Raw genomic sequence first — 11,876 nt, 5'->3', positions numbered from 1 at the left:
AGATCAATAAAATTAAATTTTAGGAGGCTGCCAGATAGGATCGTATATCTTGTAAGCGAAGTCATTTTTATGAAATAAGATCTTCTTTGAAAAATAAGCGGAAACCTGTTCCGGAATTTCCAGCAAAGGATCCATTCTAAATGCAGAAACTGTAATCTGACAACAGCTACAAGCACAAAGTGGTGAACAAACATCTCCTTTTTCAGTAGAATGAGCTCCATGAATGCTTAATGCTATTTTCTTATTTCCTGAATCCAGTGGATGGGACACGTCTTCACATGGCATCAGTGATAATGCCATGAAATAAATCGCCAGTATCCATCTTAACAGGTTCATTGTTACAAAGGTAAAGTTTTTTTCTAAAACATATGGATCATTACATTTTAAAAATACGATAAAAATCAAATTACTTTTTGACTTTATACGTTTTTCAAAAGTCACATTTTTCACCAAATTGTTATTTATTTTCAAAAAAAATGCTATCCTTATTAATTGTATCAATCAAAATAATCAGCAATTCTAAAAAAAGCATAATACACATAATAATAGAATATTAAATATGACCTCAAATAAGCACTCATTATATTTGCAAGAAAAATAACCCTGATCAAAAACGATGAAACAATTAATTTATCATACAAATAGGGCTGGAAATTTTAATTTATTTTTATTAACAAGCTTTTTAAAATCTCAAACAAAAAACCACCGCAAAAGCGGTGGTTAAAAAATCAAATCTAATATGGACTATAGATTATAAATTGGGATTATTTTCAATCTCCTTCAGTGGAATACTGAATAAATAGTAAGGACTGTTTGGTACAAACGGAGTCTTATTCGGAAGATCAAATACGCTATGACCTTTTCCATCAACGGTTTTTATCGTTCCGTTAGAAGTGGTCACCTGAACTTTAATAGGCTTTCCTTCTGCATCTACAAATGGCTTTCTTTCCACAGTTCCCTGCGTTCTGATAATATCTGAAAGAGAGAATCCTTCACCAAATAATTCTTTTCTTCTTTCAATCAAAACTTCATTTACCACATCATTTTGTGTTAATGGGCCTATATAAGCATTAGCATTTCTTGCTGACCTCAATTGATTTAAAGCTGTTACTGCCTGAGTTACATTTCCGTTTCTTGCTTCTGATTCTGCTTCGATCAAATACATTTCAGCTGCTCTCATATAAACAAGATCTGCAATAAGCGTTGCCTTAAATTTAAATTTAGCATATCTCAACAACCCTTCCCTTGCCGGAAGAGCATCCCATGAAAACAATTGGAATCTGATATCATTGGCATCAAATAATTTTTTAAAATAAGGATCTGCCATAAAGCTGTAATAATAGCTTCCTGATGAAGATACATCCAAATAGTGAAAAGCATAACTCCCATCGGACTGCTCCTGAGTTTGTCTGCTTCCCCAGATCCATTCCTCATTATTAATATCATTAAATCCTTCCTTGTACTTTTCAGGAGTCATCAGAGGGAAACCTTCTCTTGCTGTTTTTGCCGATGCTGCAGCCTTACTCCATTCTCCTGTATTCAGATAAACTCTTGCAAGAATCCCATTTACTACGTTCCTGTTAATTTTATCCTTATTATTTCTTGTATAATTCTTCAATAAATTATCGGCATCCGTAAGATCACTTTTAATTAAAGTATAAACATCCTCCAGACTGGATTTTTTCTTTGCAACAGTACTTGTTGTTGAAGGTTCCGTATAAATTGGAGCAACTAGTGCTGATTTATCTTTAAGATAACTGAATTGATAAAAGCTGGCAATATTCAGATAACAGAAAGCACGCAATGCCTTTGCCTGCCCCTTTACCTGGTCTTTTTTTGCCTGGCTTCCTTCTGCAGCATCAATTTTGGCAATAACATTATTCATATTATTGATAGTGGAATACAACATCGTCCAGATAAATAAAGGACGACCTACTGTATTGTTCACCATTTCTGTAAAATCATAAGTAGATGAGAAACCATACTTATTGGTCAACACAGCTACATCGCTTCCCATCGCATCACTTGCTCTTAATACAGTCGAATATCCGATATTAGCAAAAGTAGTCCCGTCATTGTTAAATTTTGCCCAGGTTCCATTGATAACCGTTTCTGCACTTTCAGCCGTTTTGAAGACTTCCACACTGTTAGCCTGATCTGTAGGAGCAGTATCCATCTCACTTTCACAACTTGTGAGTGACCATAATCCTATTAATGCAAAAGATAAATATTTTAAATTTTTCATTGTTCAAATTTTAAAAGTTAGAATGTTGCCTGAAGACCAAAAGTAATCGTTCTCATCGCCGGGTATCGGTAATAAGTTGTCCCATCCAATGCCTGTTCAGGATCCATTCCTTTATGTTTATAGAAGGTCAGAAGATTCTCTGCCTGAATATAAATTCTGAATTTCTTCAATCCGATCGTTTCAAAATAATCAGATGGTAATGTATATCCTAAGCTTACGTTTTTAAGCCTTGCATAGGTTCCTGAATAAAGAAACCTTGTAGAAACTGAAGTCCAATTATTCGTTTTTGTGCTTAAAGCCGGAACATCTGTATAAGGATTGTCAGGAGTCCATCTGTTTAGCATTTCCGTACCCCATGCGCGTCCACCTAAGTTTCCATTATGTAAGATGGAAGTATAATCTGTGTCCAGAATCTTCCCCCCAATCTTGAATGTCAATAATGCAGAAAAATCAAAATTCTTATAATTAATGCTCGTACTGACTCCTCCAGTTAACTTAGGCAGAGCAGAACCTTGCAGCATTTTTGTAGCCTTGGCATATTCTGAAGTTGTTCCTTCCACCGGATTTCCATTAGCATCCTTTGTAATGGTTTTCCACAATGGTTTTCCATTACTTGGGTCTACTCCTACCCATTCCGGAATAAAGAAATCATATACAGATCCCCCTTCATTCAATTGTTTGGTTGTTCCTACCACAAGAGGACCTTTAGGCAATTTAGTTACCGTATTGTTTAAGGTGCTCAGATTAATATCCACGTTCCATTGGAAGTCCGTATTTTTAATAGGTGTTGTGAATAATGAAAATTCAAAACCTGTATTCTTTATTGTTCCAATATTGGCCGGATAATCAGTGATCCCTAAAGACGGAGCAACCGGTACATTAAAGAGGAGGTCTTTACTTTTTCTTTCAAAATATTCTACGTTTCCTTTAATTCTGTTATTAAGAATGGCAAACTCAAGTCCTACATTCAAATTAAGATTGGTTTCCCATTTCAGATTAGGAGTTCCTACTTTCTCCAACGTTTTTCCAGGCTCACCAGCTAGAGGTGAGTCCCTGTATAATTCCTGATAAGCATAATAAAGGCTCTGTCCATTGGGCCTTAATAATTTATCATTCCCCTGTCCTCCATAGCTTGCACGTAATGTCAACTGATTGAAGAAATTTAGATTTTTAATAAATTCTTCATTTGAAAGTTTCCATGAACCTCCTACAGACCAGAATGTCCCCCATCTGTTATCTTTTGAAAATCTTGAAGAACTATCAGCTCTTGTAGATGCAGATAAGAAATATTTATTATCAAAATCATACTCCACCTTTCCAAGGAAACTCAACAAGCTTAATTTATCACTATTCCCTCCAAAATCCACTAACAGAGAGGCTGCATCAGGCTCATAGTAGTTGGGTAATGAGAAACCTTGTCTGCTACCGGAAATAATTTGGTAATCATATTTATAAAATTCATGACCTCCCAATACATTAATATGATGTTTTCCAAACCTCTTATCATAAGTCAGAATATTACTGGTCGTATAGGAAAGTGTTCTGCTATTCGCTTTTCTTACAGATCCTCCGGTCTCCTTTCCTTGTCCAAGAAGCGGATTGGTATAAAAATGCTCATTAAAGCTAACAAGATCAACAGAAAAACTTGTTCTAAACTTCAGCTCCGGAAGAAATGTAAACTCCATAAATCCTTTCCCTGAAAAATTATCGATCTTATTTTCATTTTTATCCAATGGTAAACTTGCCGCTAAATTTTGATTCTGAAGTGCCGCAGTAGGTCTGTATCTTCCAAAATCATAAATCTTGTTCCCTTCCGCATCCACTACATAAGATCCATCCGGATTTCTTTCATAATAAGGATAAAAAGACGGAATTGCCCTTGCCGCCTGAATAATATTACTCGCCTTAGAATCTGAAGAACTTGGAGCCTGCTGAATACTGTTCGTGTAACTTAAGTTCGCTCCAACATTCAACCATTTTTTAACTTCAGAATTTATTTTTAATCTCGTACTGTATCTTTTAAACCCAGATTCAATAGCCATTCCTTTATCATCTAGATAACCTAATGAAAAGAAATAATTACTTTTTTCATTTCCCCCGCTGATGTCTAGATCAACCTGATTTCTGGAAGCAACTCTTTGAAGAACATCTCTCCAGTCATCATTCCATAAAGCTCTCGCCCCCGGTAATAATTTCCCGTCTGTTCCCACTGGTTTTGGATAATTAGCTCCATAAGGATTAATTGATAATCCGGTACCAGATACAATATTGTCTGTTGCCATCTGTGCTGCCTGTTGTGCAGAAATCTGACCGGATTGGTATCCGTTTCTCATTGCCTCCCAATACAATTGGAAATATTGATCCGTAGTGACCTGCTCATAATCTTTTACCGCTCTGCCTGAAAACCCCTGGCTGATGTTAAGGTTTACCCTGGCTTCTCCTTTTTTACCGGATTTTGTGGTAATGATAATAATTCCGTTCGCTCCTCTTGAACCATACAAAGCACTTGCCGTAGCATCTTTTAAAACACTGATGGATTCTATATCATTAGGACTGATCGCATTGATGTTTCCGTCAAAAGGAATCCCATCCACAACGTATAAAGGCTCACTGGAAGCACTAACCGAACCTACCCCTCTGATCCTGATCGTAGAAGTAGCTCCAGGCTGTCCTGATGCACCGGTAACCTGAATTCCGGGAACCTGTCCTTCCAATGCTTTGGTAATGTTGGTCACAGGTCTGTTATTGATTTTATCACTGGAAATTGTTGCTACGGAACCGGTGTAGCTATTTCTTTTTGCTTTTCCGTAAGCCACCACAACCACTTCATCAATTTCCTTTTCTTTAAGAGTATCCTTTTTCGGTTTGGAATTTTGCCCGCTTACACTTACAATTCCTAAGAAAAATACAGCAACGGGTGGAATCCAAATTTTAGAATTAAATAGATTTTTATTAATCATAATCAATTTTATTTACCATATATTAAAATTTTGCCCTTTACTGAAAAAACAGCAAAGGGCATCGATAAATACGATAAACCAAATGCTTATTTTTCCTTTAAAGGCTGAATGTAACACCTTACATAACGCAGGTTGTCAAGACTTCGTAGGGTCAGTTCCCTCCATCTTTCTTTATAAGCCGATCGAAATATGGTTGCAAATCTATAAACTTTTAGTCTACAAAACAAGTAGACTTATAAAATTTTCATGATAATTTTTCAAAATTTATTATAATATTTTATTAATACCCACCACTATAAGACCTTAAATAAATTATCATTTTAATAAATATGATAAATATCATTAAATTGTATTTAATGATAAAACCATCTCATAATATCAAAAAAATGGTGCCTAAGCACCATTAAATTAAAATCCCTAAAAACCGTTTTAAATGTAAAATTATTGATTACATTCAAAACTTTTTTTCCACTTTGCTAAAGTATTTCTACTCATTTTAAATTGATTCGCCATTTGAGTATTATTATATCCATGGTCTTTTTGAAAATTTAAAATTTTTATAATAGCAGACTTATCATAAGACTTATGTCTTTGATTAAATTTTTCTGTTTCAATTCCTTCTAATCCGAAGACAATTTCATTAAGCTTAAGAACATCCAATGCCGTCAATCTTTTTTTTTGTAAAATAGGCGCACATATTTCAAGCTTTTGAGGATGCTTCATGGCAATGATATCGGTATAAATTCTTATATAATCAGGACCTTGTTCTATCATATATTCAATGTTTTTAATTTAATATTTCAGTGCATGAGCCAACCATTTATTTTCTAACTATCAAAATGAAAAACCTATTTAAGATTTATCATACTTACTAGCCCATTTATAAAGTGTAGTTTTAGGAATCTTGTATTCCTCTATTACCTGTTGTTTTGTTTTCTGTCCGGTACTGATAAGCTCCAAAACAAAATCTATTACTTCTTTAGTATATACATTCTTCCGAAACTGCGGAAGAGAAGAATCCTTTTTGGGACTAACTGTATTATATCCCATATTGGCTTGCGGTGCAAATATGATGATATGCTGGGTATAGATTCTAAAGAAATCATATTCTAAAAGCTTACTCCATCTCAACAGAACTTCCGTATCCAGACTTTTTTGCATAAACATTTCGTACACTTCATCATCTGTAATATTAAGAAAGTTGCAAACCCGAATCATTGAAATTCCCAAGCTCTCATATCTTTCCTTAATACACGCTCCTATATGAATGTTTTTAAAATCAAATACCATTATTTAAAAATTACATATTGATAAATTAAAAAATCAGGCAGAATTAAGATTCATCATCAAAATATGGAAATTAGCAAGATGAAAAAATCACAATTATAACTGGACGTTCTACCTGATATTCTTTATTTCATTCAGTCCCAAAAATAATATCTTTTTATGTATGACTGCTTTACAACATCATCTTCAAAGACAAGGAGAAGGCATCTGCGGCTTTCAAACATCTTTTGAGGCACAGCATAGCTCCAAATCTCTGAATGCCAATAGTTAAAACCATGTCCTAACATTGAGACGATTTCCTCTTTACTCTTATTAAGAAAAATCTCCGGCTTAATCAGCTGTAAATCCTTATATAAATACTTCATTATATAGTGCATGTTATTAAATCAAACTAAGAAATCATTCCGTCTATCCATCTTCAGGATATTACCTCCTCCTATTGTTGCATAACATGACTGTTCTCCAATATTTAGTTGGGAAGATGGTAGTAGTAGGATTGGTAATTGTAGGTATACTGACACCGTATACCTCAATGTACCCTCTCCAGAATTAAAATTCCCTGAAGAAAGAGTTGCTGTAAGCCCATTCACGGTCCTATGGATTGTGTAGGATAAGTTCCACCACTTTCTCCCAGATAAGGAACATTCATGGTTCCCATATAAGGAGTCCTGGCATTATTAATCCCTACGTGGGAAAATGATACTTCAGAAACAACAACCATTAGTAAATGTATTTTTATTTTAGTTAAAAAATTGATAAGGTATTTCTTAGAGACTCCATAAGTATTAAAAATCATCATTTGTGTTTTTATTTATTGAATGACATTTGTGTTGTTAATTATTGATTTTTGCATTTCATAAAGGATTGATTAGTTTATCTTAATTTCTAAATCATAATTATTTTTTAGCATAATAGTTTACTTGTTAAAAATAACCTCAAAACCATTTTTCTTTTCTTTATTTAAATTTTTGTCATAAATTCGAAAAATATATGTGAAAGAAAAATTCATAAAAACTATTATAATAACCTAAGATTAAAAATTCATTTATAATCAATCATTTTTGATTTTGTAACAAGCTTTTTGCAAAGTTATTCCTCAAGAAGATTCAAAAAAAATCAACTATAAATGATAATCTAGAAATTGACTTAACATTCATAAGGATCTTAAAGCCAAACAATTAAAAGAATGATTTATTAGATTTCATTAACAATTATTATAATATTTAATTTAAATGTCCACATTGAAAATAAAAAAAGACCAGATACATAGGTTAAAACTGGAACTGATGGATAGATATGTGATTCTTATGATTTCTATCTTAGGAGTCTACTCCATCATTTTTATTTTTTTTATACCCGACAAAATTCTATCCTGGTATCTGCCGGCAGGGATCTTATTCTTAGGATCCGGTTATTCATTTGCACGAAAAAGATTTTCTCCCAACCTCATTGTAAATACTTATCTCATACTTGCCCCCATATTCGGTTTTTATCTCATGCTTGCTTTTTGGGAAAATTCTGTAGCCAGCTTCTCATGGTTATTACCCATTCCTTTAGGAGCTTATATTTTTTTTTCTAAAAAAGGCACCATAAAGTATGTTGCCTATACTCTGATCATAATTATTACAGCCAGTATCACCGCTGACAATTTGAAATATGCCTTTCCAAAGCATACTCAAAGGGAGGTCATGTTTACAGACATCAATTTATTTATTTCAAATATTCTGGTCGTATCCTTATTGATTTATTACAAAGACAAAATCAAAAAGCAAGAAATACTGGAACATGCAGATTCACCACCTCTCCCAAAGGCTAAACCTTATGAACCCAAAAGCGCAACAGACATTGCAGATATTGAGGGCATGGAAAAATTATTTGAAAGAATAGAAAAAGCCATGAACCAGGAAATGCTTTTTAAGGATGTTAAATTGAACCTTTCACGATTAAGCGTTGTTCTAGATGTCAACAGTTCTTATATTTCTAAAGCAATTCGATATAAAGGACATTCTAATTTCAACATTTATCTCAATACCTATAGAATCAACTATGTAAAAAAACTTTTAGAAGAAATTGATTTTCAGAAAACCACTCTCATGTATGTCTATACTGAAGCAGGGTTTTCAAATCAATCTACATTCAATAGAGTTTTTAAACAAATTGAGGGAATCACTCCTTCAGAATATATTCAACAGAACTTAAAAATTGATGACAATTAGGATGTATAGTACAGTCCATTTCCCGTCAATTTTTTAAGAAAAATATTACATCATAAAAAGGTGTTGTTTAAAAACAGCCACCTTTTTACGTTCAGATTCTCAAAAATCATTATTTTTTCAGTATCAATTTAGTGATCTCTAAAAATAAATCTGAATTTAGATCATTAAATCACCTATGTGCTTTTATATTTGAAAACAAATTATAATCCCGTTTTATCCAAAGCATATGCAATTACATTATGAATAAATCTCTCCTGAGGAGTATCTATAGCTCCTGTTACAGATGCACGGAAAACTCCTTCATCCCAAAAGAAAATAGCCCTTCCATCCGCTCCTGCAATCCACCCTCCAGCATTATTTGTGGCCTCAGTAGCAAGAAGCCTTGCACCTGCAGGGAGTTGTGACATTAGTATTCTTCCAGCAGTATCAGCACCTGATAATGCAATATCTCTCACATCACCGAAAACACCATTATTTACAACATCATTTGTACTTCTCGCAATAACTGCACCACTACCCACAGTTCCGTTACCTCCAAAAGCCTGAAGCAATCCCGTTCCTACATTTCTGTCAAATAGTAAAAGGGCAACACCACCCCGATCTACATACTCTTTAATCTTCGCAGCATCAGCAGCAGGTAAGTTAGACCCATTCCATCCTGTACATATCATATCAAAGTTGGAAAGTAATTCATCAGCCGTCATGTTTGATAAAGTAGAGGTGATATTCGTAATCTGAATTCCGGAAACTTTATTATATGTTCCGGAAGTTCCATAATTATTGGTGTCAGTAAGTTGAGAATTAAAAGGCATCCCAGCAGGAACAGCCCACTGGGCCATACGCAAAACAGGTGGTCTTCCTTTCCTGTCAGACACACACCGTGACCATCCGTTTAATTTATAAAATCTAATACAATCCAGCGTGGAGTCATATATAATAGTCCCAACAGCAACATTACCTCCCTGAGGGTTAATAATATTATCCATATCTGAATTGGTAGGAATTACCAATCCGGAAGTATTGGTGACAGACTTATTAATATCTAAAGCACCTCTTGGCGTTGTTGTGTCTATGCCCATTTGTCCATACATCTTAAACAATGCACTGCACAAAACAACAATACTAAAAATAATTTTCTTTCTCATTACCTCTTGTTTTTTAATTAAATATAGATGGCAGATTATAATCCAACCCTATCTAAAGTGTATGCTATTACATTGTGCAAGAACTTCTCCTGAGGAGTATCTATTACAGTACCCGCTACATCGGATGAACGAAAAACTCCTTCATCCCAGAAGAAAACAGCTCTTCCACCAGCTCCAGTAATCCACGCCCCTGCATTATTAGTAGCTTCATTAGCAAGTAGCTTACTGCCCGTCGGAAGTTGGGATATTTGTACCCTGCCTGCACTGGCTGCCCCTGTTAATGCTACATTTCTTGCATCTCCAAAAACACCATTATTAATATTGCTCGTTGTGCTATTCCCTGCAAGACCTCCCGTTGTTACATTACCAGTACCTCCAAAAGCTTGAAGTAATGCTGTTCCAATATTATTATCAAGCAATATGATAGCAACACCCCCTCTGTCTACATAACTTTTAATCTTGGCAGCATCAGCAGCACTCATATTAGAAAACCCTGTACAGATAATATCATAATTAGTCAGAAGGTCTTCAACGGTTGCATTTGCCAAAGTAGAGGTAATGTTAGTAAACTGAAATCCGGAAACATTTTTATATGTCCCGGATACACTATAATTATTAATATTATTTAACTGAGAATTAAAAGTAGTCAAACCTGAACTGCCAATAGCAAATGTTGACCAATAAGCAAAACGAACAGTCTCTGGTCTGTTGATCTTATCAGACAAACATCGCGACCATCCATTTGATCTGTAAACCTTGATACAATCCTGAGTAGAGTCATACATCATTGTTGCAAGGGCAACATTTCCTCCCTGAGGATTAACAATATTATCAGTATCTGAATTAGTAGGAAGAACCAATCCAAAAGTATTTGTAGTAGGCTTATTGATATCTAAAGCACCTCTCGGCGTTACCGTACCAATACCCACTTGCCCATATACCAGAAGTAGTGTACTACATAAGACCACAGCAGTCAAAATAATTTTTTTTTTCATTACTTTATATTTATTAATTATAATACAATTGAGAGGAAATCATTGAAATACATCTGGCTATTATAACTTTAGCATCATCAAACCAATTCTCTTTGGTAGTAAATCTTCATTTCAAATCATCAATAAGAAATATTATAAGTATCTTATAATTAAATTAAAACAACTACGCAGAATTAAACCCTGAAAAGGATTTATTATTCACCCAACTTTTAGCTAAAGTCCTATCCCATTTTAATAGAATTTACGCTGTCAATTCATCTTATAGTTTTTACTTTCTAACTACCAAAACAGTTAATATTAATTAAACGTCCAACAATAACTCCACAAAAAAGAATTATTATATGTTCATTAATTTTATATTTTTTCTATAATTTAGTAGACTTGATATATTTTCAATCCAAAGTTTGAGAAGCAAAATAATGTAACTAAATTGGATGAAAAAGAAATTTAATTTTAAGAAACTTCAAGGAATTAATGATAGAGTATTTTCATTATCTTCAACTTTTCAAAGTCCTGGTGCAAAGTTATTATTTACGATGCTAAAAAAAATTAAAGCATAAATGAAAATCTAGAAAATGACTTACAACAAACATATAACCAACTATAAAACAATAAATTAAACAAACCCATTATGAAAAACTGATTACCTGTATAAAATAATTTAATAGCTTCATTAAGTGCAAAAAGAAGACCTGATAAAAGACCTGAAACTAGAATTGATGGATAGATATGTAGCGATTATGATTTTCATATTAGCTATTTATATCTCTATTTTCATATTTTTTATCCCAGACAAAATAATGTCATGGTATTTGGCTTTTGGTTTATTTTCTTTAGGATTTCCTTACATATTAACAAGAAAAAAATATTCACCTGATTTACTGGTCAATTTTTTTTTAATTTGTGTTCCTCTATACAGTGCTTATATTATACTATCCTTTTGGGAGAACTCTGTAGCAAGTTTCTCTATCTTATTGCCCATTCCGTTGGGCGCTTACATATTTTTTTCTAAAAAAGAAGTTATATTA

9 protein-coding genes and 1 riboswitch are annotated in these 11,876 nt (G+C 33.6%); of the genes, 1 reads left to right on the top strand and 8 read right to left on the bottom strand.

What is annotated here, in order from left to right:
* Positions 1–12: 12 nt before the first annotated feature.
* The 6 genes from EL260_RS02785 to EL260_RS02760 all read right to left on the bottom strand — a co-directional run bounded on the left by EL260_RS02785 (position 13) and on the right by EL260_RS02760 (position 7,291).
* Positions 13–336 (bottom strand): DUF6660 family protein, encoded by a 324-nt coding sequence (locus EL260_RS02785; RefSeq protein ID WP_123858767.1) that lies wholly within the window; start codon positions 334–336, stop codon positions 13–15.
* Positions 337–751: 415 nt separating this feature from the next.
* Positions 752–2,245, bottom strand: a complete 1,494-nt coding sequence (locus tag EL260_RS02780; RefSeq protein ID WP_123858766.1) for a RagB/SusD family nutrient uptake outer membrane protein — start codon at positions 2,243–2,245, stop codon at positions 752–754.
* Positions 2,246–2,262: 17 nt separating this feature from the next.
* Entirely contained in the window at positions 2,263–5,205 is a 2,943-nt protein-coding gene (locus tag EL260_RS02775; protein WP_123858765.1) for a SusC/RagA family TonB-linked outer membrane protein, read from the bottom strand.
* 83 nt (positions 5,206–5,288) lie between these two features.
* Positions 5,289–5,385: riboswitch (SAM riboswitch) on the bottom strand.
* Positions 5,386–5,646: 261 nt separating this feature from the next.
* Positions 5,647–5,979, bottom strand: coding sequence for a helix-turn-helix domain-containing protein (locus EL260_RS02770; RefSeq protein ID WP_123858764.1), 333 nt, complete (start codon positions 5,977–5,979; stop codon positions 5,647–5,649).
* A 78-nt stretch (positions 5,980–6,057) separates the two neighbouring features.
* Positions 6,058–6,495: a transposase gene (locus tag EL260_RS02765; RefSeq protein ID WP_123858763.1), complete on the bottom strand. Its 438-nt coding sequence runs from the start codon at positions 6,493–6,495 to the stop codon at positions 6,058–6,060.
* 583 nt (positions 6,496–7,078) lie between these two features.
* On the bottom strand, positions 7,079–7,291 hold the full coding sequence (locus tag EL260_RS02760) for a hypothetical protein (RefSeq protein ID WP_123858762.1): 213 nt from the start codon (positions 7,289–7,291) through the stop codon (positions 7,079–7,081).
* 442 nt (positions 7,292–7,733) lie between these two features.
* Between EL260_RS02760 and EL260_RS02755 the strand changes: the two genes are divergently transcribed.
* Positions 7,734–8,708 (top strand): helix-turn-helix domain-containing protein, encoded by a 975-nt coding sequence (locus EL260_RS02755; RefSeq protein ID WP_164466591.1) that lies wholly within the window; start codon positions 7,734–7,736, stop codon positions 8,706–8,708.
* A 200-nt stretch (positions 8,709–8,908) separates the two neighbouring features.
* On the opposite strand, the gene EL260_RS02750 is transcribed toward EL260_RS02755, so the two are convergent.
* Both EL260_RS02750 and EL260_RS02745 read right to left on the bottom strand, forming a co-directional pair.
* A complete protein-coding gene (locus tag EL260_RS02750) occupies positions 8,909–9,853 on the bottom strand; it encodes a hypothetical protein (RefSeq protein WP_123858760.1) in 945 nt (314 codons plus the stop codon).
* Between the two features lie 35 nt (positions 9,854–9,888).
* Positions 9,889–10,848: a hypothetical protein gene (locus EL260_RS02745; protein ID WP_123858759.1), complete on the bottom strand. Its 960-nt coding sequence runs from the start codon at positions 10,846–10,848 to the stop codon at positions 9,889–9,891.
* Between the last annotated feature and the right edge of the window lie 1,028 nt (positions 10,849–11,876).

It is taken from the genome of Chryseobacterium nakagawai, assembly GCF_900637665.1.
In the GTDB taxonomy this organism is placed as follows: Bacteria; Bacteroidota; Bacteroidia; order Flavobacteriales; family Weeksellaceae; genus Chryseobacterium; species Chryseobacterium nakagawai.
This window is presented reverse-complemented; position numbering and strand designations above follow the sequence as displayed.